This window comes from Rhizobium sp. OAE497, from assembly GCF_040546565.1.
GTDB lineage: Bacteria > Pseudomonadota > Alphaproteobacteria > Rhizobiales > Rhizobiaceae > Rhizobium.
Genome location: NZ_JBEPOA010000001.1, coordinates 3,697,429 through 3,723,091 on the forward strand (window position 1 = coordinate 3,697,429; position 25,663 = coordinate 3,723,091).

Consider the following 25,663-nt stretch of genomic DNA (forward strand, 5'->3'; position numbering starts at 1 on the left):
GAGCTTTCGCGCATTATGCGCGCCAACAGCATCCGATCCGCAGGAAAGTCCTATGAAGCCCATTTTCGTCCAGCTCCAGTGCGCTCCCGGCAAGACCTACGAAGTCGCAGACGCCATCTACCAGACGGAACGTGTTTCTGAGCTCTATTCGACCAGCGGCGATTACGATCTGCTGCTGAAGGTCTATATCGAAGAAGGCCAGGATATCGGCAAGTTCATCAACGACAACATCGCCAATATCCCGGGCATCGTCCGTTCGCTGACGACACTGACTTTCAAGGCTTTCTGAGCCATCTGGCGATTAACCGTCTTCGCAAGATTTCCGGCCGTGCGCCGCACCGTAAACCCGGCCTTAAGGCGATCGGGTATTTCGTCCGGCTATGTGGCCGCGCGGGGTCAGGAGTATCGTTTTGGAAGCAACGGCGGGCATGACCACGAAAGTGCAGAGGGCAGACGCTCCGCTGATCGTCCATGTCGTGCGCCAGTTCCTGCCGAACCGCGGCGGCCTCGAAGACGTCGTCGCCAATCTGGCGCGTGAAACGGCAAGACGCGGCTTCCGCGTCCGCGTCGTAACGCTCGATACGCTCTTCACGGCCCGCGACCGCAAGCTGCCACCGCGCGAAACCATCGACGGTATCGAGGTCGTCCGCATTCCCTGGTCCGGCAGCACGCGCTACCCGATCGCCCCACAGGTCTTCCGCCATCTCGGCGATGCTGATCTCGTGCATGTTCACGCCATCGACTTCTTCTTCGATGCGCTGGCGATCGGCCGGATCCTGCATCGAAAGCCGATGGTCGTGACCACCCATGGCGGCTTCTTCCATACGCAGAAATATGCCGCATTGAAGAAGGTCTGGTTCCAGACACTGACGCGCCTCTCGGCCATGAACTATCGCCGCGTCATTGGCTGCAGCACCTCGGATATCGCCCAGTTTTCGCAGATCGCCCAGAATACCGTGCTGATCGAGAACGGCGTCGATATCGGCAAGTTCGCTGATAGCGCATCGCACACCCCGCTTCGCCGGATCGTCACCATCGGCCGCTTCTCGGTAAACAAGCGTCTGGATCATCTCCTCGACGCCATGCGGGTGCTGACGGGCCGCGACACGTCCTGGCATCTCGATATCGTCGGCTCGGAATCCGATCTCAAGGCCGGCGATCTGCGCGCCGAAATCGCCTCGCGCAATCTCGCCCAATCGGTCGGCCTGCATGTCGGCATCGACAACGAAGCCATCCGGGCACTGATCTCGGGCGCCTCGCTCTTCGCCTCCGCCTCGGAATACGAAGGCTTCGGCCTCGTCGCACTAGAGGCCATGAGCGCCGGGCTCTATCCCGTTCTAAACGGCAATGCCGCCTACCGCGCCCTCGCAGAGCGTCAGGCACCGGTGGCGATCACGGATTTCTGCGACGCCGGGACAGCAGCCGATGCGATCGGCGCCGCATTCGATGCGATCTCTGCAAACCCGGCGGCCATGCGTGAAGCGCTGATAGCGGCAGCTCGCCCCTATTCCTGGAATCATGTCGCCGGGCTCTATATCGAGCTCTACCGGTCGCTCGGCATCCCGGCTTTCAAAGCTAGCGCTTAAGCTTTCGCCAGCTTGGCGATCTCTTCCAGAACGATCCGGCGCGATTCCAGCGGCGTCAGGTTATGGTCGGCGTCCTGAAGCATAACGAGGCGCACATTCGGATAGCGCTGCAGCTTGCGGCCACCCGGGCCAAAGTGGAAATACATGTGATCGAGGCCGACATCGGCTTCGCTGTAGATCAGCGTCAGCGGCACATTCCGCTTACCGAAGGAGGCGAAGGCATGCTTCACCTCGCGGGCGACATGACCCTTGTGCGGCAGAAGCTCGATCAGCGGCGCGAAGCGGTAGGAGACGCGGCGGCCGACGGCGATGAAGAAATTCTGGAACGCGGCCTTCACGTCGACCTGGCCGCGGAACAGCCGTTTCAGAGTTTCGATATTCATCAGACGCTGGCTGTAGTCATCGACGCTGCGCGGCACCGAAACGACGTGCTCCTTGGCAACCTGGACCGCCGGGTCCCAATAATAGACGAAGGGATTGATCGAGACGACGGCCTTTAGACGCTCGTCGGCAATCCCGGCGCGGAAAGCGACATAGCCGCCGCTGCAGCGCCCGGCGACCATGACCGGCCCCGGCACATGCGCCTCCAGAAGATCGAGCGCCGAGACAGCGTCTTCGATCTGGGTGGCTGAATAGAGGATCTGATCGGGCGCATCCGGGCGCGGAACGCTGTCGCCGACATTGGCTGAATCGAAGCGCAGCGACGTGACACCCTGTCGGGCGAGATCACGCGCCATGTCGACGATCGTCCGGCCCCAGCCGGCATGCCGGTCATAAGCGGTGGTCAGGAACATCACCGAGTTGCCCTGGGACTCACCGATCGGGCGGCTGAGAACGCCGACGAGATGATGATGATCACCGAAGCGAACCGGTACCTCATCAAAACCGTCACCGCGCAGGATCTGGTTTTCGGCTGGAACGACCGAGTTGGCAGCAGTGGCATCGGGAACGGTGTTCGCTTCGATCCAGCGGGCAAGCTCCGCGACGACGGCCATCGGCGTCTTGGCAAACAGTGGATTGGTCGCCAGTTCCTCGTAGCCTTCGAACACCTTCTCATCGACGCTGGCGCCAAGGGCTCGCAAGGCTTCGGCAAAGGCGGAATCGCCGGCGCGCGACGGATGTTCGAAGAGAACATACTTGGCCGCGGCAATGCCTTCCGGAGTGGTCAGATTGAGCTTGCGGATTTCGGCGGCGATCGCTTCCGGCATGAACAGACCGGCGATCGTCACCTGATCGGCGGGCGCGTGTTCCTTGCTGAGGCCGAGATCGGCGTGAATGATCTTCGCCCACATGTTGAGTTCGCGGAGATACCCGCGGCCGCTCAATACGGGAGCCAGAAGCGCGACGCCGCTGACACCGGGTATCGTCGCGCCGATGCGCTGCACGAGTGCTGCGCCGATGCCCTGAGCTGCCAGAATGATCTGGTCGCAGCCGCTGAGCGACTTCAGCTCTTCGGCGGCTGCACGGATCGATTTCTCCCAGCTTGCCAGCGTCGCCGGCTCGCTGCCGAAATCGAGCGCATCGCCGGTGCCGAGATAGTCGAAACGCAGGCTGGGAACGCCGATATCCGAAAGATGCTCGGCGGCCACGCGATAAAACTTGCGGCTGCACATTTCCTCGAAGCCCCAGGGGCTGACGAAGAGCACCGCCGAAGAACGCTTGGTGACGGCAGGATTTTCAGGCATGAACAGCCCGATCGTTCCGTCGAAGGCAACCGGAAATGCAGCGCTGCGGCCGGCACCTTCCGCGGGCTCCTGAACCATTGCGGCAGAAGCTTCGCCGTCCTTTTCAGGTGGTAGCGGCGCGATGAACTGTGCGGCCTTCAGCGCGTGGCCACGCAATGCCGAGGGAACCTTGCCGAGGATCGAGCGGATGACCAGCGCATCCTGCCGCGGAATGACCTTGAGGAACTTCAGCGCCAGCAGATAGGCAATGCCACCGGCGATTATCGCGAGAACCAGCCCAACCGGATTATGGAAGACCTCAAGCACGGCAAGCGCCGCCATCGCGCAGAGGACTGCGGCGGCCGTCACCTTCGCGAGGCTGACATAGAGGGTCGACAGCTGGCTGCCAAATCCGGTCTGTTTGATCATGATCACGCACATCACGACAAAAACGCCGATGCGAACGAGTGCCGCACCTTCCGCCGCAAAACTAGGCACCAGGAGTAAACAACCGCCTACCATCACAAGGCCACCAATCACACTGGTCTTCAGGCGATCGCGCACCCGGTCCATCGACAGGAGGTAGAGGCTGAGGATCTGCATGAAGGTGTAGGCGGGTGCGGCGAGCGCCAGCAGCATGACGACGGGACCACTCGGGCGGAAGGCCTCACCGAAGACGCTGACGACGAGCACGCCCGAGATGGCGGCAAGCCCGAAGCTCATCGGCAGGATGATATAGGCCATGCTGCGGGTGACGGCGGCGAAGACTTCGACGGGAAGCGTGGCATCCTTGCTGCTGTGGCGCTGCTCGGAATAATAGGGCAACAAGCTCCCGGTCATCTGGATCGGCAGCTGCAGGGCGATATTGGCGACCGACAGGCCGATCGCATAATAGCCGACCATCTCGACCGACCAGAACTGCTGCAGGAACAGCAGTTCGAGGCGGTTGATAAAGACGGAATCGATCAGGAACTGCGTCGAGATGATCACCGAGGACGAGGCCAGCGCACCGAAAGCGATGCCGCATTTGTCCCGCTTGGCGAAGAGGATCGGCATAGTCGCGACGAAGAACACCAGCTGGCCGAGCGCATAACCGATCAGCACGCCCTCGACGCCATGCAGAACGGCACCAATCGCAACGCCGCCGAGCTGCAGGATCGACACGCCAACCGTCAGCTTGAAGAAGTCGCCAAGCCGCTTTTCGCCGATCAGGTAGAATTTGACGAAGGAGCCGATCGCCTGGATGAAGAACAGCGCGCCGGTAACGAGTGCCACTGACGGCGCGGTTTCGGCCCAATGCATCTCCTCCGACGACAGGAAGAAGATCGCGTAGAGCCCGAGCAGCACCACCGTCGAGAATACCATGAAGGTGACGAGGATCGACGCAAAGCCCATGCGCCTCCTGCTGTCATAACCCTGGGCGCTGAGCTGCGGCAGGGTTTTCAGCAGCGTAATGCTGGAGCCGAGTTCGGCAATCGAAGCGCCAGTGACGACGAGCCACAGCGAGAAGGCGACGATGCCGTTCGCCTCGGGGCCGAGCAGGCGCGCGGTGATGATCGACGAGGCGAAGCCGGTGGCAAGCAGCAGCATGCCGGCCGCAGCGTTCATCACCGAGTTTGCTATGATCCCGTTCGACATCAGTCCCGTTCCGTTGCTTTCTCAGCCATTCCTAAAGTGAAACCGTTAAATAAGGCCCGAAGTTTTCGGTTAACGGGCAGCGCTCGCCAGTGTTTGCAGCGCTTTCTCGTAGGTATTGGCCTCGAGATAGGCGATCAGGAAGCGCTTCGCCCGCGCCGCTTTCGCCTTGGCGGTTTCCGGATCGGCATAAATCTGTTCCAGATATCCGGCGGCGATTTCAGGCGATGGATCGGCCCAGACCGCACTGTCAAGCGCCGCAAATTCCGGATGCGTATCGACGACGGGGATCAGCGACGGCGCGACGTTCCAGGTATTGTCCGGATCGCAGAAATCCACTGTGCCCGACCAGCCCGTGCTCACGACAGGCGTGTTGTGGATGATCGCCTCGGCAACGGTGAGACCGAAACCTTCCGAGCGGTGCAGCGAGATATAGGCATCCGAATCTCGGATCAGCCCGTTGATCTCGCTGCTCGCCAGCTTGTCGGTAACGATCCGAATCCGGCTATTGCCCTCGGCGGAGCGATAAAGCGCGGCCAATCCGGCATCCTTCGCCGGATCGCCACTGCCCTTCATCAGCAGGAATGCCTCCGGGCAGCGCGCCTGGAAAATCTTGAAGGCGTCGATCACCGCCTGCGGGTTCTTCCGGTTGATCGACGATCCCGCGCTGAAGATGAAGCTGACGAGGAAGGCATCGTCCTCGATCCCGAACTTTGCGCGCATGCCGTCGGCAGCGGGCTTCTCTGTCACCGGATGCGGCACGACGATGACGGGCGCCGACGTCAACGGTGCGATCGCCTTGCGGGTGAATTCGGAGGGCACGAAGACGGCATTCACATAGCGCGCACCGTTACGCCATTCGGCAGGAACGACTTCCAGTTCCCAAGCCCAATAGCCGATATTGTAGGCCCGCGCGAATTCGCCGAGACCGGTGCTGATAACGGCGCGCGGCAGCATCGGCGGATTGAGGTGCCAGATGCGGGTGCCGGGCTTGGCCGAAGACTGCGAAGCCGCCGTCCACTCGACCGACGATCCCTCGCCAGCATGAGTGCTGACATCGCGCAGCGAAATCGTCCGGCCGGCCGAGACCAGGGCGTCGGCACAGAGCCGCGCCGACTCACCCACACCTGCCATCATCGAGAGATAGCCGGCGACTTCGACCGGACGCGCCGGATCGAACGCAACACGCGATTTCGGGATCAGCCGCTGCAGAACATGGGAGCGAAAGGCACGGTAAAGCGATCGGATCGACATCTTGTCCTTAACCACCGGCGCTGAAGGCAAAGCGGCGCATGTTTCCGGCGCAGAGCACCTCGCCCCGAGGCTCGCCCGCATCTGCCGTCATCGGCGCCAAACGAATGCGCCGCTGGATGCCCGGCGCGAGATGGAACCAGTCGTCCGACGGACGGTAACCGGCGGCTTCGACATGCACCGACTGCGCAAGGCGATCGGTCGTCAGATCGACCGCCCAATGGCCCGCGTCCTCGACGAGCCTGACGTCGATGCTGGCGTCATGGCAGGCCTTGGCGCGACCGAGCGGGAAATGAAACGCTTCGCCCAGCAATTCGCCATCGACGGAGCGAAGCCGCGCGACCGTGACGTCATGCGAGGGCGGGCCGAAGCGGAAGGCATAGGTCGTGTCGAAGAAGGCGCCGAAAAGCTCGGTCGCGGCGATCTTCTGTTTGCTGCGCGCAGCAAGCGCCAGGCTGTGGCTACCGCTCGCCGCCTGCTGCCGGCCGTCGCGGAAGCTGATGATCTCGAGTTCTGCCGCAAGATCGGCTGCGGTCTCGTTGATGACGTGAATGTCGAGCCCGTTGGTGCCTTCGTCGGTCAGCAGCACCTGCAGCGGCTTGAAGGCACGGCGCATCGCATACCAGACCGGCTTGGGCTCACCGGTGGAATCGATCACGCCCCAGCCCGGGCCGGGGAGCAGGTCCTGCAGTGTCCAGACAAGCGCACCGTCGCAACGCGAACCGGTGCGGCGCCATTCGGCAAAGGTCTCGATCAGCACCTCTCCGGTGACGGCGCGGGAGAGCTCGAGATAGCGCTCCGGGTTCTCGCGGCGAAGGCTTGCCGGATCGATGTCGTAGAGAAGGCCGAGATAGAAATCACGGACATCCTCGAAATCCCAGGACGCGCCGCGATCGCGGGGCACGCGCACCTTCCAGAGCGGGCTGTGGACGGCGGGAACGTCGAGATGCCGCTGCAGCATCGATTGCTGCGGAACATGGGCAAAGGCGAGGCTCTCGGCGGCAAAACGCACATCCGCCCTGCGCGCATCCTCAAGCGGGCGCATATAGGCGCCGACACCGTAATAGTGGGTCACCCCTGCATTCGGGGAAAACGGCATCGCGCCGCCATAGGGCGAATTCGGCACATAGGGCACATCGGACCGCAGGCGGGAAGCGATTGCCGGGATCACCTCGTCGGTCACAGGACCACCCCAGAATTCGCGCGGCAAGCCGAGCATCGCCGCCTGCTGGTGCACCTCGCTGCCGCCGCAGAGCACGGCGAGCGACGGCGACGCCTGGACGCCATGCAGGAAGCCTTCGACCTCGGTATGGACATGACCGGCAAAGGCCTTGTCGTTTCGCGGATAGTCGAAATTGGCGAACATGAAGTCCTGCCAGACGAGCAGGCCGAGCTCGTCGCACAGCGCGAAAAACTCCGGCGTCTCGTAGGCCATCGTGCCGCCGATGCGGATCATGTTCATACCGGCTTCCGCCGCAAGCCGCAGGAACGGCTCGTAGGCGCCGCGATCTCCAGGCAGCCGCACGATGTCAGCCGTCGTCCAGACCGCGCCGCGGCAGAACACCCGCTCGCCGTTGATGACAAGACCAAAACCATCGCCATCGACACCCCGATCCAGCTCGATCCGCCGGAAACCGGTCTTGTCGAGCGGGTGTGCGATCCCGTCGGAGACAAGCGTCAGCTCATAGAGATGCGCTGTGCCATGCGTATGCGGCCACCAGGGCGTCACGTTGGGGATCTTCAGGATCGCCGAATAATGGTTGTCGCCAACCTTCTCGAAGGACGCTTCATGCTCGCCGCAGCGCAGCTGCAGCACCGGCTCCTCGGCATCGCAATAGAGCGACACGCTGAGGCGCCCGGCACCATCCTCGTCGAGAACCGCGCGGATCGAGACATTGTCGATCGAGACCGGGCCGCCGCGCACCAGCGAAATCGCCCGCCAGGGGCCGACGGCGTGAATCTCCGGGCACCAGCCGGGCATGTGGCCGAGCACCGTGGTGCGGATATTCTTGAGACCGGGGGACGTGATCATCTGCGGGCGCCACCGGGCCCGCGGTCCGGGTTCGGCAAGCTTCGGCGCCAGGGCGCGGAAGCAAAGCGCGAGCTCGTCGCCACCAGCGAGCGTCACAGGAATTTCGTGCGCGGTGAACATGCTCTCCGAAAACAGCATCTCCTTGCCGTTGACGAACACATGACAGAGCGTCGCCAGCCCTTCGAGCCGAAGTATCCAGTCGCCCGGCTCTGCATCGAACAGGCGGCAGACATACCAGGCATCGCGGGTGTTCAGCGGCTGCGGATTTTCGCGGTCGAACAGTCCGGCCTTTTCGAGTGCAGCCGCGACCGTACCGGGCACGGGTGCGGCGATGAACTGCGATGTCGGCGGAATATCGTGCGGCGTCGCATAGGCATCCGGCTCGGTCAGGACGAGGTTCCATCCTTCCGAAAGCAGAACTTCCTCTGCCGCGACGCTTGCCAACCTCCCCCGCATGCTCAACTCTCCGGTGTCACAACCGCTCGGAAATCGAAGCCATCATGGAATCCCATGCATCGGCAGCCGGATCAAGCGCGGTCTGCAACGGCTCGAATTTCTTGCGGGTGACGGCACGCGCCAGCTGGAACTGCACCGATTTTGCAGTCTCGGAAATTTGCCTCGCACTAGCTTCGGCATCGGCGAAGCGGCCGGGTGCCAGCCAGGCAAGATGATCGGCCGCCAGCTCGAAATTGGCGCCGAACTGGCGCAACGTGTTGAACGCATATTTGTGGAAGAAGCCGAAGGGACGCTCGGCAACCGCCTCGACCTGCTGCGGGAAAACCGAAGCGAAGGCCCGGATCGGATTTGTGGAAGGGCGGCGCGCAAAATGCTTGCGGAAGAACTCGCCGGAAACCTTGCGGATATCGGCATCGCCGGGAAGCATCGCCGGAAATTTCGCAAATTCCGTATAGGGCAGGAACGGCGCATCGGCTTCCGTCAGATGCAGCTGGAACAGCCCGTCGAAATCCTCGCCTTCGAGCGAGAAGAAGCCGGCATTGTGGAAGTATTCGACGCGCTTGGCCGCCATGTCCAGGCGGTTGATTGCCACCGTCGTCTTGCCGTGTTCGGTGCGATAGGCGGTACCTTGCGTATCGGGCATGAAATAGGAATCCATCTCGATCAGGCAGAGACGGCCCCGGCCGATCTGCGTCTGGATATGGCTTTCCACTGCATCGAAAATCGCCAGCTCGCTGACGCGGATGCCGAACAGCGCTTCGAGATCTTCGAGCGGCACCTTGAAGAAGGTGAACTGATCGCCTTCGAAATCCTGCGTCATCGTGAAGCCGAGCATGGCTTCCGGCGGCAGACGAAGCGCGTTCAGCACTTCGATCCAGAGATCGATGTAGCAATTGGTTTCAGGCCACATGCGCTCACTGGAATGGAGCGCATGCCTGGCGTAGCCATCGGGACGGATGGCTGGAAAAACGGCGTTCATCCGAGATCTCAGCCCCAGAGCGCCTTGCGAACGTTTTCGGGCCATTCCTTCACGTCGAGACCGTGGTGATGGAAGAGCGCGAGCGCGATGCGTTCAAGACCGAAGCCGACGCATGCCGTATGCGCGACGCTGCCGTCTTCGAGGTTTAGGCCCCACTTCAGACCAAACGAATCCTGATGATAGTTGAAGCTCATACAGGCCGTTGGATTGGCGGTCGAGGTGATCGGGATCAGCAGCTCGAACTTAAGATTCTGGTCACGCTGGTTGTTGACCATCATCTTGCCGGCGCGGCCGAAGAACGGGTCGTTGGCGACATCGATGACGACGTCGAGGCCGACCTGCTTCATCATCTCAACGCCGCGATCCATCCAGCGCTGGCGGAATTCCGTCACGTTGGCTTCCGTGCCCATGCAAACATATTCGCGCATGCGGAACAGCTGCTGGCGTGCCGGATCCTTGGAAGGCTCGTGTCGGAAGCAGTAGGACTGCAGATCGTAGAGACCGCCATTGGCCGGCAGATTGCCGCGCTTGGCGATCGTCGGATAAAGCGGATAGCAGGCTGCCGGCGTCAGCACGATTTCGGTCGCTTCCTGGCCCTTGGTCCAGTCGTCGCCGACTTCCATGCATTGCAGCAGGTTCATGTGGTCGAGCTCGGCGCCGCAGAAGCTGTGCACGGTACCGGCCAGCTGCGGGAAGCTCTTCATGTAGCCGCTCTTTTCGAAGATCGCCCGGTTCATGCCCGGCGGAAAGCGCATGGCCTCCGCGCCATCGGCGCCACCGAACTTGTCGATCAGCCGCTCGAAGGCGGTGATCACGTCTTCGAACTGGCCGCTGCGGCCATAAAGACCATCAACGCCGGTATCGATCAGCAGGCCGGATTCGAAAAGCCGGTCCAGAAACGAGGTCTGCATATCCATGTGAGTCACCCCAGTAGGCTAGTGTCCTGCTTGTGGACGAGAAGCATGCTCGACGTGTTGCCGAGGATGCGGTCATTCGAGATCATGAGCTGCGCGGAATGCGCGTCTCGCAGATGGCGGCCGACGCTGAAGGGCGTGCCGTTCTTGTAGCCCATGATGCCGCAGATCAGCATGACGTGGTTGACGATCTCCAGGATCGTTTCCGACGAGGCGATCTTCACGTTGTTCATGGCAACGGCAAAGCCCATCGACGACAGCTTGTCGGGATCGGCCTTGGCGTCCTCATAGGCCTTGAGGCCCGCAACGACATTGGACTTGACCATCTGCAGAAGGTTGGAAACTTCCGCGAGCCGGAGCGCACCTGGGGGCGGGGCGCCGGGAGATTTGCGCGCAGCAGCACGCACGAAGGATTGAGCGCGGGAGACAGCATCGACGGCGATACCGTACCAGACGCCGCTCCAGAGGAGGTGCGAGGAGGCAAGCATCGACTGCGCGGCGATCTCGGCGAAGGGTTTCGGCAGGATCTGGACCGCCGGCGCCTCGCCCTTGAACAGGAACCCGTCCGAGCAGGTGCCGCGCATGCCGAGTGTGTTCCAGACATGGGTCCGCTCGATCGTGTACTGATCCTTGGTGAAGGCAGTCAGAACCTGGTCGGAGGAAGCGGCTTCCGGATTGCTGCGCGAGGTAATCAGGATCGCATCGGCATGCGAGCCATAGGAGATGACGGTTGCGTCCTTTTCGAGGCGGCAGATACCGCCGCTGACCTCGATGGCGCAGATACTGTTGCGCAGGTTGCCGCCGATACCGCCTTCCGTCGTCGCCGAGGCGATCAAAAGCTGCTCGTCAGCGAGGCGCTGCATGAAGCCTGCATGCCATTCGCTTTCAGTGCCGTGTTCCACCAGGCTCGAAAGCTTGATGTGATGCATGGCGAAAACCATGGCGCTTGCGGCGCAAGCCTGGCCAAGAATGGAGCAGAGTTCGGCGATTTCGGTCGTCGTCGCACCCTCGCCACCGAGATGGCGGGGGATCTGGATGCCGAGCAGCCGCTCAGCCTTCATCGCATCGACAGCTTCGCGCGGGAAGCGGCCTTCCGCATCGACCGTATCGGCGTGCTTGGCAGCGATCTCGGCGACGCGTGCGGCCCGTGCCGCAAAACTCTCTTCGGCAATCTTGACCTGGAAGTTCATCAGGCGACCTTCCGGCTGTCCTTGATCTGATCGACGGTCTTCTCGATCGCCGAAATGCTGGCGAAGGATTTGCGGTTGAGCAGATTGTCGGGGAACTCGATGTCGAAGGCTTCCTCGATGCCCAGCATCAGCTGCACGGAGGCGAAGGACGTAAGACCCGCCGCATAGAGATCGGCATCATCGGCGATCTGGTCGACCGCCACCGGAAGCTTGCCGAACTTGGCTATAAGGTCGCGGATTGTCGTGTTCATCCTAGCATCTCCAAGATTGTCATGATCCTGAGCAGGCAGTCATCGCCTAAATCATGAGCGTTCTTTTAGGCCGGAAAAAACAACATTCCGCTAATTGGTCTGGTTAAATATGAGCAAGGTTCATACTTAAAGTTTTATCGGATATTCGAAAGCGATCGATGTTTTATATTTGATTTCAGCGATTTGCGGCAACGATCTGCCGAAATACCCGAAATTGGCGTTCAAGCCTGCAGTGCAGAAATGAAACGCAAAACCGTCAAACCACCGGCGGATAGACGTGTTCGCCGCCGCGATAATCCGAGACCGAAAAGCAGCCGTCCGCCGTCTTGCGCAACCCGCTCTGCGAGATCACCGTCTTGCCGTGACCGCCGGGGATATCGAGAATATAGGCAGGTTGGCAAAGACCGGAGATACGTCCGCGCAGGGCGGCAACGATCTTCTGACCCTCTTCGATCGACAGCCGGAAATGGCTGGTGCCCGGCGCCAGATCGGGATGATGCAGGTAATAGGGCTTGATGCGGTTCTCGACGAACCGCTTCATCAGGTCGGCAAGCACGGCCGGGTCGTCGTTGACGCCCTTCAGCAGCACCGACTGACTAATCATGACGATCCCGGCATCGACGAGACGGGCGCAGGCGGCGCGGGCCTCATCGGTGAATTCACGGGGGTGGTTCGCATGCAGTGCGACGTAGACGGTCTTGCCGCTGGCCTTCAGCGCCGCAACCAGCGCCGCATCGATCTTGCGCGGCTCGACCACCGGAACACGGGTATGGAAACGGACGATCTTGACATGATCGATCGTCGCCAGTTCCCGCATGATCTCTTCGAGACGCCGTGGCGACAGGATCAGCGGATCACCACCCGTCAGAATGACTTCCCAGATTTCATCGTGCTGGCGGATATAATCGAAGGCGGCCTTCATTGCCTCCGGCTCCAGCGTGCCCAGTCCCTGGGGGCCGACCATTTCGCGGCGGAAGCAGAAGCGGCAATAGACCGGGCAGACATGCACGGCCTTCAGCAGCACACGATCCGGATAGCGATGGACGATGCCCTCGACAGGGCTATGCGCGATATCGCCGATCGGGTCGGCGCGCTCTTCCGGCAGAATCCGCAATTCGTCGCCGACAGGTACGAACTGGCGCGCGATCGGATCGGCCGGATCATCGCGATCGATCAACGCCGCGACTGAAGGCGTCAGCGCGATCGCATAGCGGGCCGCGACCTCTTCGAGGGCCAACCGGTCGCCCTCGGCGATCAGGCCGGCGTTCGACAGGTCATCGACGCTCTTGATCGGCCGGACGATATTCATCGGCCATACTCCGCGACAGGCGCCCAGAGCACCTGATCGATGCGTGTAGCGCCCGTCGCCAGCATCACCAGCCGGTCGAAGCCGAGCGCGATGCCGCTTGCCTCCGGCATGATCTGCAGCGCGTCGAGAAAATCCTCGTCCAGCGGATAGCGCTCGCCATAGATGCGCGCCTTCTCGGCCATCTCGATCTCGAAACGGCGGCGCTGTTCTGCGGCGTTGGTCAGCTCGCCGAAACCATTGGCAAGCTCGACTCCGCAGGCATAGACCTCGAAACGCTCGGCAACTCTGGGATCGCCAGCCGAGGGTCGCGCCAGGGCAGCTTCCGAAACCGGATATTCGTCGAGAATGGTGATGCGGCCGAAACCGAGGTGCGGCTCGATCTTTTCGACCAGCGCCCGGCTGAAGAGATCGGCCCAGCTATCGTCTTCGGCAACGCGCAGGCCGTTGCGGCGCAGCTCGGCTGCCAGATGCTCGCGGTCCGTCGAACCATCGGCAGCGACGGAGCCAAGCAGATCGATCCCGGCGTAACGCTCGAACGCCTCGGCAACGGAAATCCGCTCCGGCCCGGCAAAGGGATCGGCCTCGGCGCCGCGATAGGTGAGCTTGGATGCCTTGACGGTCTCGGCAGCGAGCGCGGCCATCCGCACGCAGTCCATCATCAGCGTCTCGTAGCTCTCGCCCGCCCGGTACCATTCCAGCATGGTGAATTCAGGGTGGTGCAGCGGCCCGCGCTCGCGGTTGCGATAGACATGCGCGAAGCAGGCAATGCGCTGCTCGCCGGCCGAGAGCAGCTTCTTGCAGGCGAATTCCGGCGACGTGTGCAGATAGAAGGGTGCGGACTGCCCGTCGGTCGTCAGCGCTTCGGTCGCGAAGGCATGAAGATGCGCCTCGTTGCCGGGGGAGACCTGTAGAGCCGATGTATCGACTTCGATGAAGTCTTCCTTGGCAAAGTAAAGACGCAGAGCCGCCTGGATCGCATTGCGCCCTATCAGGAACGGGCGGCGATCCGCATGAACATCAGGCGTCCACCAGGGCGAGGCTTTGGCGCTCGTCAGGGTCATTCTCCGCTTCTTCACTGCAAGGACCAACGCGAGGGCTGGCTTTTCACCGGATTTTACGTTAGTTGCCGCCCCAAAGGAAAATCAATCGCGTCTCCGGGGCTATTGCGACAGTCCTCTACGACGCCGAAGCCTGAGTTACAAGGAAGTCTTATGGTCAAGGTCATCGCCTCCTCCGTCCGCAAGGGCAACGTTCTCGAAGTGGAAGGCAAGCTCTACGTCGTTCTCACTGCCAACAACTTCCACCCGGGCAAGGGCACGCCGGTCACGCAGGTTGACATGCGCCGCATCGTCGATGGCGTGAAGGTGTCCGAGCGCTGGCGCACGACCGAACAGGTCGAGCGCGCTTTCGTCGAAGACGTCAACTTCCAGTTCCTCTATGAAGACGGCGAAGGCTTCCACTTCATGAACCCGCAGACCTATGATCAGGTCGTCGTCGATGTCGAAACGATGGGTGACCAGAAGGCATATCTGCAGGAAGGCATGACCTGCATCCTGTCGATTCACGAAGGCATCCCGCTGGCGCTCGAGCTGCCGCGTCACGTCACGCTGGAAATCACCGAGACCGAGCCGGTCGTCAAGGGCCAGACGGCTTCTTCGTCCTACAAGCCGGCAATGCTCTCGAACGGCGTTCGCACGATGGTTCCGCCGCATATCGATGCCGGCACCCGCGTTGTCATCGCGACGGAAGACAATTCCTACGTCGAGCGCGCCAAGAACTGATCGGCCCTCAGAGACCGAACAAAAAAGCCGGCGGAGACGCCGGCTTTTTTCGTTTCAGAGATGCGGATTGCGCGGCCGGTAGCGCTTGACCAGCCGCTGATTGACATCGGCGGCACCGGGCATGTTGGCGCTGAGATAGACCGGCGCATCGCCGGCTTTCGCGAGCTCCGAGGCGACCTCGGCGAAGATGGCATTCAGAACCGTCACGCCGATCGCCGTCGACACCGGCCCGACCTTCAGCCCGCTGCCTTCGATCTCGATCACGGCATCGCCGGGTGGCAAGCCGTTGTCGAGGACGATATCGGCAACATCGGCCAGGCGGCGGCGGCCGTTGGCAATGGCGCTCGAATATTCGACCGAGGTGATGGCGATCACCTTGGCGCCGATCTCATGGCCATAATCCGCCGCCTCTATCGGTGCGGCATTCACGCCCGAGTTCGACGCGATGATGATCACGTCGCCGGATTGCATGCCGTAGCGCTCCAGAACCGGTCGCACCAGACCCTGCGTCCGCTCGTAGACCGAGCTGATGACAGCCCCCTCATGCAGCATTGCCGAACCGACGAGAACGGGCACGGTAAAGGCGAGACCACCTGCGCGGTAGTGAACCTCTTCGGCCAGCATATGCGAATGGCCGGTGCCGAAGACATAGACGCGCCGGTCATGGCGTGCCGCCTCCAGAATAGCCGCCGCAGCCCGTTGCATCGGATCGTCGAGAGCGGACTGCAGCTTGCCGAGACGGGCGATCAGGTTGGAGAAATAGGCGTCGGTAATCGCCGTCATCGCTACTTCCTCTCGCCGGAGATCCAGGCCGCTGTCACTTCGGTCTTGTCGTTGAGGTGGACCACATCGGCGCGGTATCCAGGCAGAAGCTGTCCGTAGCCTTCGAGGCGCAGGAAGCGGGCCGGATAGAGCGTCGCCATCCTCAGCGCTTCCGCCAGCGTCAGGTCGAGATAGGTCGTGCAGTAGCGGATGCTGGAGGCCATATCGACATCCGAGCCGGCCAGCGTGCCATCGGCCAGAACCACCTTCGAGCAGAAACTGCCGCTCTCGCGATGGACTGTGCGTCCGTTCAGCGTGAAGCTATCCTTATCGGAACCGACAAGCGACATCGCATCGCTGACCAGAAGCAGCTTGCCCTCGCCGCGCTTGGCGCGAAGCGCCGTGCGCAGGGCCTTGGGATCGACATGGTGACCGTCGGCAATCACGCCGCACCAGGTCGCCGGATGATCGATCGCCGCGCCGACGAGGCCAGGTGCGCGATGGCCCATCTGACTCATCGCATTGAAGAGATGCGTAACGCCGCGGGCACCGGCATCGAAGCGTTCCTCGGCCTGCTCGCTGGTGCAATCGGAATGGCCGATGCTGACGGTGACGCCTGCTTCGGCGAGTGCCCGCACCTGCTTTACGGAAACCTGCTCGGCCGCCATGGTCACCAGCAGCGTACCGATCGCCTCGCGTGCCGCGATGAACGCCTTGACGTCGCTGTCTTCGACGGGCCGCATCAGCGACGCGAGATGCGCGCCCTTGCGCGCCGGCGCCAGATGCGGGCCTTCCAGATGCAGACCGGCAACGCCGCGGTTGGTCTTCACGGCTTCCTTGGCCGCCTCGATCGCCGCCTTGGTCGCATCGGCGGTATCGGTGATCAGCGTCGGCAGCAGGGCGGTCGTACCGTAACGGCGGTGACCGTCGGCGATGATATACATCGAGCCGGCCGACGGCTCGTCATTCAGCATCCGGCCGCCGCCGCCATTCACCTGCGCGTCGATGAACCCGGCGGAGAGAACGCCGCCGTCGAGCACGATCCGCTCGCCTTCGGGCAGATCATTGAGCGCAGCGATCGTCTCGATGCGCCCATCCGAAACGATGAGCGCCCGCTCGTCATGAAAGCGCTCGCCATCGAAGATGCGCGAGCCGGTGAAAATCTTCCGGGACATCAGACGGTCTCCGTGACCTTGAGCAGGTTTGCCGGCTTGTCAGGATCAAAACCCTTGCGGCGGGTAACAGACTCGATCAGGCGATAGTAGACGAGGAGCGAGACAAGCGGATCGAGCAGACCGTTGCCTGTCGTCGGCACACGCAGGTTGACGCCGGCAAGCGGCTGCGCCGAGAACGGAACCGTCGTCGCGCCGAGCTTCTGCAGGCGCTCCAGCGCCTGGACGTTATTGGCATAGGCAGCGTCATCAGGCGCGAAGGCGACGATCGGGAAGCCCGGCTGCACGAGACGCATCGGGCCGTGCATCAGCTCGGCGAGCGAAAAAGCCTCGGCATGCAGGCCGGAGGTTTCCTTGGCCTTGAGCGCAGCTTCGAGCGCAATCGCGAAAGCCGGACCGCGGCCTGCCGTATAGAGCGAGCTCGCGTTGAAGAGCACGTCTTCGGCAGCGGCCGTATCGATGCCGGAAGTCGCAGACAGCGCCTCCGGAAGCTTCTGCAGGGCAGCCTGCAGATCGGCCTTGCCGCCGATTGCAGCGGTAACACCAGCCAGTGCGGCAACGGAAGCGATGAACGACTTGGTCGCGGCGACGCTCTTCTCGGGTCCGGCATTCAGGCCAAGCACGATATCGGCCTGATTGCCGAGCGGGCTGTCGGTGACGTTGACGACGGCGATCGTCGTTGCGCCACCCTTCTTGGCTGCTTCCTGCAGGGCGACGATGTCAGGGCTGGCACCCGACTGCGAAACCGTGAAGTGAATGCCACCCTTCAGATGCAGCGGCGCGCCATAGACCGAAGCGATCGACGGGCCGACCGAAGCGACCGGTACACCGCAGCTGATCTCGAAAAGATATTTGAAGAAGGTCGCCGCGTGGTCGGAGGACCCGCGCGCTGCCGTCGTCACCACGCTCGGCCGGGCCGAGGAGAACAGTTTGGCGATCTCCGCGAAGGCCGGCTTTTCCTTTTCGAGGAGGGTCGCCACCACGTCCGGCGATTGACCCGCCTCCTGCAACATCAGCGACTTGTTCTCACTCATAGCTCATCTCCAATTCTCAATTCTGCAACAAAATCATATGCATCGCCACGATAGTGCGAGCGGGTATATTCAACGACGCGCTGGTCTTCGAGGCGGGAAATCCGCTCGATCAGCAGCGCAGGCGCACCGGCCTTGACGTTCAGCATCGCGGCCGAAGAAGGGTCGAGCGTCACCGCCGTCAGGCGCTGCAGCGCCCGTACGGGCTTGTGTCCGCTGGCAGCCAGCGCATCGTAAAGCGATCCCTCGCCACCGGCATGCTCGCCGACGAATTTCACCGGAACGACGGCGCGCTCGATCGCGAGCGGCAGGCCATCGGCCAGGCGCAGTCGGTCAAGCCGCAGCACGGGCTCATCCTGACTGAGACCTAGGAGAAAGGATTCTTCCGGCGAGGGCTGGTTGATCTGTCTCGACAGAATTTTTGCGGCAGGTGAGCGCCCGCGCGAGCGCATATCGGCCGAGAAGGAGGAGAGGCGCCAGAGCGGCTGCTCCATGCGTTCGACCCGCGCCGAGACAAATGTGCCACTGCCATGGCGCGATTCCAGCGCACCCGACGACATCAGGTCGCGATAGGCGGTTCTGACGGTGACACGGCCGAGCTTCAGCGCTTCGGCAAGATCACGTTCGCCCGGCAATGCCGCGCCGGGCTTCAGCAGTCCTTCCTGAATGAGGCCGGTCAAGGCCAGCGCCAGCCGCTTGTAAAGCGGGCCGGTGGACGCCTCGTCGCGCAGTCCGCGCGCATTCAGCTCTGCTATCAGACTGGTTCTATCCATGAAAAGTGATTAGAACCTATCTAGAACCACTCTTCAAGATGAATCTACGCCAAAAACACAAAACCCTCGTGACGGGGTCACGAGGGTTTCGAAAACGGCGATGGTGAAGCGGCTTAGCTCTTGCTGAAAATGTAGTCCGTTTCCTGACGCAGCACCTCACCCGGCCGCAGCACGGCATTGGGGAAGCCCTCGTGATTGATCGCATCGGGCCAGACCTGCGTTTCCAGGCAGAAACCGGCAAACGGGCCATACTTGCGGCCATCGAGACCCGGCACCGCGACATTGAGCTTGAAGCCGGCATAGAACTGCACGCCGGGCTCGGTCGTGCGTACTTCCAGCGACACGCCGGAATTGACGCTGCGCGCCAGGACGACCGAGCGCTTGGCGACACGGTCCTTCGACAGGCAGAAATTATGGTCGTAGAGCGCCTGCTCGGAGCCCTCGAAACGCTTCATCGAGGTCATTTCGCGGAAATCGAAGGTGGTGCCGTCGACCGGGCGCAGCTCGCCGGTCGGGATCTGCCGCTCGTCGGTCGGCAGATAATGGTCGGCGGCGATCATGATGTCGTGGCCGAGTGCATCGTCACGGCCATCGAGATTGAAATAGGCGTGCTGGCAGACATTGGCGAGCGTCGGCTGATCCGATGTCGATTCATAGACGATCGAGAACTCGCCGTTGCCATGGACCCGGTAGGTCGCCTGGATCGTGCAATTGCCCGGATAGCCGGCGCGGCCATCGGGATCGACGATCTTCAGCACGACGCGATCGACATCATGCTCGACGATTGTCCAGTTGCGCTTGGCGATATTGTCGCTGCCGCCATGCAGATGCGAGATACCCTTCTCGTTGAGCTCCAGCTGGTAGGCCTTGCCGTCGAGCGTAAATTTGCCGCCGCCGATGCGATTGGCGCAGCGGCCGGGCGTCGCGCCGAAATAGGAGGAATAGGCCGGATAGTCGGCGAAATTGTCGAAGCCGAGCAGCAGCGGCGCCTCATGGCCGTCGAGCCGCAGATCCTGGATGACCGCGCCCCAGGTCATGATCTTGGCCGTCAGACCGCCGCCCTTGATCTCGACGCGATAGACGGTCTCGCCATTCTTCGTCGTTCCGAAAACTTCCCGCTTCAGCTGTTCAGCCATCTATCCATCGTCCTGAAATCTGTTCGCTTTCCGGCAGCGAACCTGCCCCCATTTTCCGCGAACCGCAACTGCCAAAGGCAAAAAAGAAGCGCCGCGGCATCAAGGCCAGCGGCGCAACGTCAACAGATTGATAAGCCCTCAGATTTTCGTTCCGATCTCGCTGAGCTCGTAGGGCGTCGTCTGGTAGATTTCATTGATCCAGTTGCCGAAGAGCAGATGCGCGTGGCTGCGCCAGCGGTTCTGCGGCGGAAGGGCCGGATCGTTATGCGGGAAATAGTTATGCGGCATCTTGATCGGCACGCCGGCATTCACGTCGCGGAAATACTCGTCCGACAGTGACGTCGAGTCATATTCGACGTGATTGAAGATATAGAGCCGCTTGGCCGCTTCTTCCTGAACGAGGCAGACGCCCATCTCGTTCGATTCCATCAGGATTTCCAGACCAGATGCCTTTTCGATATCGGCACGGCGAACCTCGGTCCAGCGGGAGACCGGGATTTCGAAATTGTCGGAGAAACCGTTGAGGTAGACGGAAGAGGGTTTCAGGTTCTTGTGGCGGTAGACGCCGAAGGCCTTTTCGCCGAGCTCATGCTTCGGCACCCCATGGAAATGGTAGATGGCCGCCATCGCTCCCCAGCAGACATTCATCGTCGAATGCACGTTGGTGCGCGTCCATTCGAAGATGTCCTGCATCTCCTTCCAATAGGTGACGTCTTCATAGGGCATCAGCTCGATCGGCGCGCCGGTGATGATGAAACCGTCGAACTTGCGGTGCTTCACTTCTTCCCAGGTCTGGTAGAAGGCGAGCAGATGGTCTTCGGAGGTGTTCTTGGCCTTGTGATTGCCGATGCGCACCAGCGAGAACTCGACCTGCAGCGGCGAGGCGCCGACGAGGCGCGCCATCTGCACCTCGGTCTTGATCTTGTTCGGCATGAGATTGAGAAGCCCGATCTGCAGCGGACGGATATCCTGGCGGATAGCCATCGTTTCGGTCATCACCCGAACCCCCTCCTGAACGAGGGTTTCGAAAGCGGGGAGCGTGTCAGGAATCTTGATGGGCATCGCATTCACTCGATCGAACAGAACAACCGGCAAATAAAAAACCGGCAACGAAAGAATCGCTACCGGTCCGCACGCGGCCCTTTAGCGACTTATTTAACGTGGCTGCAAGCCGGCCGGCCAAATCACCACGAGGTCTTCTAGATAGCGCTGACAGCGGCGCGAATCAATGAGGATTCGCATGCGGCGCCTTGGCGCAAGGTAACTCACGCATTAATGACTGGTAGAATCTGTTGATGGACAGTGCGCGCTACCATGTTAATCAGGGGCGATGCTGTACGGGAATGCGTGATGACGGACGACGCCAAAGGCGCGGCTGGCGGTCAGCGGCGAGACCGGGTCGGATATGACCTGAGCCTCGGCTACCGCCTTAAATTGATGTTTCAGGCTTTCTGGGCCTCCAAAGTGCGCGGCAAAATCCTGTCGCTCGCGGCAATTCTGCTCGCCGTCATCCTGGCGACGGCCTATGGCCAGGTGGTCCTGAACCGCTGGAACGCACCCTTCTACGATTCGCTGCAGCGGCGCGATGTCACCGAATTCTTCCACCAGCTGCAGGTCTTCGGCCTGATCGCCGGTTCTCTCCTGCTGCTCAATGTCGGCCAGGCATGGCTGAACCAGATGACCGCGCTCTACATGCGCGAGGGCCTGACACGCGATCTCGTCGATCAATGGCTGAAGCGCAAGCGAGCCCTTCGGCTGGCCTCGAGCGGCCTGATCGGCGTCAATCCCGACCAGCGCCTGCATGAAGACGCCCGCAACCTGGCGGAAAGTACCACCGGCCTCGTTCTCGGGCTCATCCAATCCACCATTCTGCTCGTCAGCTTCATCGGCGTTCTCTGGGAACTGTCGAGCGGCTTCGTCTTCCACTTCAGCACCTATTCCTTCGCCATCCCCGGCTACATGGTCTGGGCGGCGGTCTTCTATGCCGCCTCGGCATCGATCCTCAGCCAGATCGTCGGCCGCAAGCTGGTGCCGATCAATGCCGAGCGCTTCTCGAAGGAAGCCGAGCTACGTTTCTCGCTGATGCATGCCAACGAGAACATGCCGGCGATCACCGTTGCCAAGGGCGAGGAAAACGAGCGCCAGCGCATCAATATCGATATCAGCACCGTTCTCGCCGTCCTGAAGCGGCTGACGATGGCGAATACCAATCTCACCTGGGTCTCTGCCGGCTATGGCTGGCTCGTCATCGTTATCCCGATCATCGTCGCTGCCCCTGCCTATTTCTCCGGCGGCCTGACCTTCGGTGAGCTGATGATGTCGGTCGGCGCCTTCAACCAGGTCAATACGGCGCTGCGCTGGTATGTCGCCAATTTCGGCCCGATCGCCGAATGGCGCGCAACGCTGAACCGCGTCACCGATTTCCGCCATGCGCTTCAGCACATGGATGACGCGATGAACCCGAAGAATGTCATCGCCTACGAGGACACAGCGGCCGACCGGCTTGTGATGAAGAACGTGACGATCGCCGCAAAGCTCGGCGAGGAAGTCGACCAGTGCGGCGGCTTCCGTGTGCACGAGCCTGACGTCACGCTGAAGGCCGGCGAGAAGGTGATGATCAACGGCGATCACAACGTCAATCGCAAGCTGCTGTTCCAGGCAATGGCCGGTCTGTGGCCCTGCGGCAGCGGCACGATGGGCCTGCCGCCATCCGACGACATGCTGTTCATCCCGCAGGTTGCCTATATCCCCGGCGGCACGCTGCGCGAGGCGCTCTGCTTCCCCGAACCTGCCGGTTCCTACAAGAACGAAGATATCGAAGCTGCGATGGAGAAGGCCGGGCTGCGTCAGCTCATCGGCCGTCTCGATACGCGTGCGCGCTGGGACAAGGTGCTGGATTCCGACGAGCAGAAGGCCATCGGCTTTGCCCGGCTTCTGCTCGTGCGGCCGCGCTGGGTGGTCTTTGACGAAGTGCTCGAAGGTCTCGAACCGGAGTGGCAGACGACGCTCACCAACCTGCTGACGGCGCTGCCTGATACGGCGATGATCTATATCGGCCGCTCCGAGACCTATATGGAAGTGCTGAAGCCGCGGGTGCTGCACCTCGAAGCGATCGCTTCGAAGACCGAAGAACCCGCACCGCCGAAAGCCGGCACCGGCCGCCCGGCGGCGGCTCCGGTGCTCTAGCAGTCATCACATCGGCTGGACGCCGCTGAGGCCGACGGAAACCTGCTTGGACGAAACGCTGCCATCGGCGGCCTTCTCGGCCGTGACGATGACGGCAGCACCCGGCTTCAGATCATCCTTGGTAGCCGACGCGATGGTGACGATCTGCGTGCCATCGGGAATGGCGATCGTCTTTTCCTTGCCCTGATAGGTGAGCGTGATCGTCTTGCCGTTGACCGCCTTGACGGAGGTGCTGACCGTCGCATTGGTCATCTCTGTATTCGGCTTGGCATCCCAGGGGCGATTGCCCTCGCCGGTGCCCTTCATCGAGGCCGGGAAGATCATCACCTGCAGTGCATCATTGGGGCCGCTGCCCTTCGGCATCGAGCCAACGCCGACGAAATCGCCCGGCTTGATGTCATCGACGGATGCCCGCTGGATACCGCCGATCTTGAAGCCCGATTGCATGGCGATCGACTGATCGCTGCCGTCGCGGGTCTTGATCGTCAGCACGTCGCCATTGAGGCTCTCGACGATCCCGCGGATGCGAACGCGCTGCGTATCGTCGGCCCGGCTGGACTGAACGGCTGAAAAGGTGATGGCTGCGGCGGCGAGCGCCGTCAGAAATGCGGAAGAAAGCTTGCGAGACATATGACTATTCCTTGTCGCCACGATAGCAGGCATATCCCCGGCTGCCGGAGCGGAATGTAGAGCCGCACCGGGACACCGGCGAATCAAGGAAACGTGAAACTCAGCCTTCGAGCTCTTCCCTCAGCATTTCGAGCTCGAGCCATTCCTCTTCCATCTTGGTCAGACTGTCGCGCAGCTTTTCCATCTCTGCGGCGAGCCTGTTGAAGGTCGCCGGATCCTTGGTGAAGAGGTTCGGGTCTGCCATTTTCTCCTCGCGCTTGGCGATCTCGGCTTCAGCCTTCGCCATTTCCTTCGGCAGATTGTCGAGCGCGAATTTCTGCTTGAAGGAGAGCTTGCCTTTGCCCTTCGGCGCCTCGGCAGCAGGCGAAGCCTCCGCCTTTGCCTTCTCGGCAGCCTTCTCCGCCTTACGCCGCTCCTCCAGCGCCCCTTTGCGCTGCGCCATCATGTCGGAATAGCCACCGGCATATTCGATCCAGCGGCCATCGGGCGCATCCGGAACGGCAGGCGCGATCGTTGACGTCACGGTGCGGTCCAGGAAATCACGATCGTGGCTGACGAGAATGACCGTGCCCGGAAAGCCGGCAACGATTTCCTGCAACAGGTCGAGCGTTTCGATATCCAGGTCGTTGGTCGGTTCGTCGAGGATCAAGAGGTTCGTCGGCCGCGATAGAATCCGCGCCAGCATAAGACGCGCACGTTCGCCGCCGGAGAGATTCTTGATCGGCGTACGCGCCTGCTCCGGCTGGAACAGGAATTCCTTCATGTAGCCCGTGACATGCCGCTGCTCGCCATTCACGAGCAGGTTCTCGCCACGGCCATCGGTCAGGTAATTGGCAAGCGTGTCCTCGGGATTGAGATCCTCGCGCTTCTGGTCCAGCGTTGCGATCTCGAGATTGGTTCCGAGCTTCACCGTGCCAGCGTCCGGCGCCAGCTGCCCAGTCAGCATCTTCAGAAGCGTCGTCTTGCCAGCCCCGTTCGGACCGACGAGACCGATGCAGTCGCCGCGATGAACGCGGATCGAGAACGGCGCGACGATCGGCCGGTCGCCGTAAGTCTTCATGATCTTCTCGGCTTCGATGACAAGCTTGCCGGATTCCTGTGCATCCGAAACCGTGGCCTGCACAGTCCCCTGCGGACCCTTGTGGCCGCGATATTGCGAGCGCATCGTCTGCAACTCGCGGAGGCGGCGCATGTTGCGCTTGCGGCGCGCGGTGACGCCGTAGCGCAGCCAGTGCTCTTCGCGCTCGATCGCCTTGCCGAGCTTGTGCTGCTCCAGTTCTTCCGCCTCGAGAACCTGATCGCGCCAGGCTTCGAAATGACCGAAGCCGCGGTCGAGCCGCCGCGATGTTCCGCGGTCGAGCCAGACGGTCGCCGTCGAGACCTTCTCCAGGAACCGGCGGTCGTGCGAGATCAGAACCAGGGCGCTCCGCGTCTTCTGAAGCTCGCCTTCCAGCCATTCGATGGTGGGCAAGTCGAGATGGTTGGTCGGTTCGTCGAGCAGCAGGATATCCGGCTCTGGCGCCATGACGCGGGCAAGCGCCGCGCGGCGGGCTTCGCCGCCCGAAAGGTTCTTCGGGTCTTCCTCGCCGGTCAGGCCGAGATGCGACAGCAGATAGGTGACGCGATAGGGATCGTCGCCCGGCCCGAGCCCGGCTTCGGCATAGGCCTGCACGGTCGAGAAGCCGGCGAAATCCGGCGCCTGTTCCAGATAACGCACAGTCGACGACGGATGGCGGAACACCTCGCCGGACTGCGCCTCGGCAATGCCGGCGGCGATCTTCAGCAGTGTCGACTTGCCGGAACCATTGCGGCCGACGAGGCAAATCTTGTCGCCGGGCTCCACCTGCAGGCTTGCGCCCGCCAGCAACGGCGTGCCGCCGAAGCTCAGAAAGATGTCGTCCAGTTTGAGAATAGGAGGCGCCAAG

The 25,663-nt window shown here is 61.9% G+C and carries 21 protein-coding genes and 1 riboswitch; of the genes, 4 read left to right on the forward strand and 17 right to left on the reverse strand.

Going from position 1 to position 25,663, the window contains the following annotated elements:
- Positions 1 to 52 precede the first annotated feature (52 nt).
- Positions 53 to 289 carry an Lrp/AsnC ligand binding domain-containing protein gene (locus tag ABIE40_RS18505; protein WP_016556708.1) on the forward strand — a complete coding sequence of 79 codons (237 nt, stop codon included), beginning with the start codon at positions 53 to 55 and terminating at the stop codon, positions 287 to 289.
- A gap of 139 nt (positions 290 to 428) precedes the next feature.
- Positions 429 to 1,586, forward strand: a complete 1,158-nt coding sequence (locus ABIE40_RS18510) for a glycosyltransferase family 4 protein (RefSeq protein ID WP_199627928.1) — start codon at positions 429 to 431, stop codon at positions 1,584 to 1,586.
- On the opposite strand, the gene ABIE40_RS18515 is transcribed toward ABIE40_RS18510, so the two are convergent.
- The 9 genes from ABIE40_RS18515 to epmA all read right to left on the reverse strand — a co-directional run bounded on the left by ABIE40_RS18515 (position 1,583) and on the right by epmA (position 14,328).
- On the reverse strand, positions 1,583 to 4,888 hold the full coding sequence (locus ABIE40_RS18515) for an oligosaccharide flippase family protein (RefSeq protein WP_199627929.1): 3,306 nt from the start codon (positions 4,886 to 4,888) through the stop codon (positions 1,583 to 1,585). The two genes, ABIE40_RS18510 and ABIE40_RS18515, sit on opposite strands and share 4 nt — an antisense overlap.
- Positions 4,889 to 4,957: 69 nt before the next feature.
- Positions 4,958 to 6,133, reverse strand: a complete 1,176-nt coding sequence (locus ABIE40_RS18520) for a glycosyltransferase family 4 protein (protein ID WP_199628066.1) — start codon at positions 6,131 to 6,133, stop codon at positions 4,958 to 4,960.
- 13 nt (positions 6,134 to 6,146) lie between these two features.
- Complete coding sequence (locus ABIE40_RS18525; protein WP_199627930.1) at positions 6,147 to 8,624, reverse strand: glycoside hydrolase family 2 protein; 2,478 nt, start codon at positions 8,622 to 8,624, stop codon at positions 6,147 to 6,149.
- Positions 8,625 to 8,640: 16 nt separating this feature from the next.
- Positions 8,641 to 9,603: a DUF1839 family protein gene (locus ABIE40_RS18530; protein WP_199627931.1), complete on the reverse strand. Its 963-nt coding sequence runs from the start codon at positions 9,601 to 9,603 to the stop codon at positions 8,641 to 8,643.
- An 8-nt stretch (positions 9,604 to 9,611) separates the two neighbouring features.
- A complete protein-coding gene (locus ABIE40_RS18535) occupies positions 9,612 to 10,520 on the reverse strand; it encodes an amino acid--[acyl-carrier-protein] ligase (protein WP_199627932.1) in 909 nt (302 codons plus the stop codon).
- 5 nt (positions 10,521 to 10,525) lie between these two features.
- Positions 10,526 to 11,707: an acyl-CoA dehydrogenase family protein gene (locus tag ABIE40_RS18540; protein WP_199627933.1), complete on the reverse strand. Its 1,182-nt coding sequence runs from the start codon at positions 11,705 to 11,707 to the stop codon at positions 10,526 to 10,528.
- Positions 11,707 to 11,958: an acyl carrier protein gene (locus tag ABIE40_RS18545; protein ID WP_112718291.1), complete on the reverse strand. Its 252-nt coding sequence runs from the start codon at positions 11,956 to 11,958 to the stop codon at positions 11,707 to 11,709. The genes ABIE40_RS18540 and ABIE40_RS18545 overlap by 1 nt, the downstream gene beginning before the upstream one ends.
- A gap of 256 nt (positions 11,959 to 12,214) precedes the next feature.
- Positions 12,215 to 13,267 carry a lysine-2,3-aminomutase-like protein gene (locus ABIE40_RS18550; RefSeq protein WP_199627934.1) on the reverse strand — a complete coding sequence of 351 codons (1,053 nt, stop codon included), beginning with the start codon at positions 13,265 to 13,267 and terminating at the stop codon, positions 12,215 to 12,217.
- Positions 13,264 to 14,328 (reverse strand): EF-P lysine aminoacylase EpmA, encoded by a 1,065-nt coding sequence (gene epmA / locus ABIE40_RS18555; RefSeq protein ID WP_199627935.1) that lies wholly within the window; start codon positions 14,326 to 14,328, stop codon positions 13,264 to 13,266. Before epmA ends, ABIE40_RS18550 begins: the two co-directional genes overlap by 4 nt.
- Before the next feature lie 150 nt (positions 14,329 to 14,478).
- Between epmA and efp the strand changes: the two genes are divergently transcribed.
- Positions 14,479 to 15,048 (forward strand): elongation factor P, encoded by a 570-nt coding sequence (gene efp / locus ABIE40_RS18560; RefSeq protein WP_112718285.1) that lies wholly within the window; start codon positions 14,479 to 14,481, stop codon positions 15,046 to 15,048.
- A gap of 54 nt (positions 15,049 to 15,102) precedes the next feature.
- On the opposite strand, the gene ABIE40_RS18565 is transcribed toward efp, so the two are convergent.
- The 6 genes from ABIE40_RS18565 to metA all read right to left on the reverse strand — a co-directional run bounded on the left by ABIE40_RS18565 (position 15,103) and on the right by metA (position 20,984).
- Complete coding sequence (locus ABIE40_RS18565) at positions 15,103 to 15,831, reverse strand: SIS domain-containing protein (RefSeq protein WP_112718283.1); 729 nt, start codon at positions 15,829 to 15,831, stop codon at positions 15,103 to 15,105.
- Between the two features lie 2 nt (positions 15,832 to 15,833).
- Positions 15,834 to 16,985, reverse strand: coding sequence for an N-acetylglucosamine-6-phosphate deacetylase (gene nagA, locus ABIE40_RS18570; protein ID WP_199627936.1), 1,152 nt, complete (start codon positions 16,983 to 16,985; stop codon positions 15,834 to 15,836).
- Positions 16,985 to 18,016 carry an SIS domain-containing protein gene (locus tag ABIE40_RS18575; RefSeq protein ID WP_112718279.1) on the reverse strand — a complete coding sequence of 344 codons (1,032 nt, stop codon included), beginning with the start codon at positions 18,014 to 18,016 and terminating at the stop codon, positions 16,985 to 16,987. Before ABIE40_RS18575 ends, nagA begins: the two co-directional genes overlap by 1 nt.
- Complete coding sequence (locus ABIE40_RS18580; RefSeq protein ID WP_112718277.1) at positions 18,013 to 18,786, reverse strand: GntR family transcriptional regulator; 774 nt, start codon at positions 18,784 to 18,786, stop codon at positions 18,013 to 18,015. The genes ABIE40_RS18575 and ABIE40_RS18580 overlap by 4 nt, the downstream gene beginning before the upstream one ends.
- Positions 18,787 to 18,899: 113 nt before the next feature.
- Positions 18,900 to 19,922, reverse strand: a complete 1,023-nt coding sequence (locus ABIE40_RS18585; protein WP_199627937.1) for an aldose epimerase family protein — start codon at positions 19,920 to 19,922, stop codon at positions 18,900 to 18,902.
- A 138-nt stretch (positions 19,923 to 20,060) separates the two neighbouring features.
- Positions 20,061 to 20,984: a homoserine O-acetyltransferase MetA gene (metA, locus tag ABIE40_RS18590; protein ID WP_112718273.1), complete on the reverse strand. Its 924-nt coding sequence runs from the start codon at positions 20,982 to 20,984 to the stop codon at positions 20,061 to 20,063.
- A 61-nt stretch (positions 20,985 to 21,045) separates the two neighbouring features.
- A riboswitch (SAM riboswitch) is annotated at positions 21,046 to 21,123 on the reverse strand.
- Positions 21,124 to 21,272: 149 nt separating this feature from the next.
- Between metA and ABIE40_RS18595 the strand changes: the two genes are divergently transcribed.
- Complete coding sequence (locus ABIE40_RS18595; protein WP_199627938.1) at positions 21,273 to 23,108, forward strand: ABC transporter ATP-binding protein/permease; 1,836 nt, start codon at positions 21,273 to 21,275, stop codon at positions 23,106 to 23,108.
- Positions 23,109 to 23,114: 6 nt separating this feature from the next.
- On the opposite strand, the gene ABIE40_RS18600 is transcribed toward ABIE40_RS18595, so the two are convergent.
- Together ABIE40_RS18600 and ABIE40_RS18605 are read right to left on the reverse strand one after the other, a co-directional pair.
- Positions 23,115 to 23,738 carry a hypothetical protein gene (locus ABIE40_RS18600; protein WP_199627939.1) on the reverse strand — a complete coding sequence of 208 codons (624 nt, stop codon included), beginning with the start codon at positions 23,736 to 23,738 and terminating at the stop codon, positions 23,115 to 23,117.
- A gap of 100 nt (positions 23,739 to 23,838) precedes the next feature.
- On the reverse strand, positions 23,839 to 25,662 hold the full coding sequence (locus ABIE40_RS18605; protein ID WP_199627940.1) for an ABC-F family ATP-binding cassette domain-containing protein: 1,824 nt from the start codon (positions 25,660 to 25,662) through the stop codon (positions 23,839 to 23,841).
- Position 25,663: the final 1 nt, after the last annotated feature.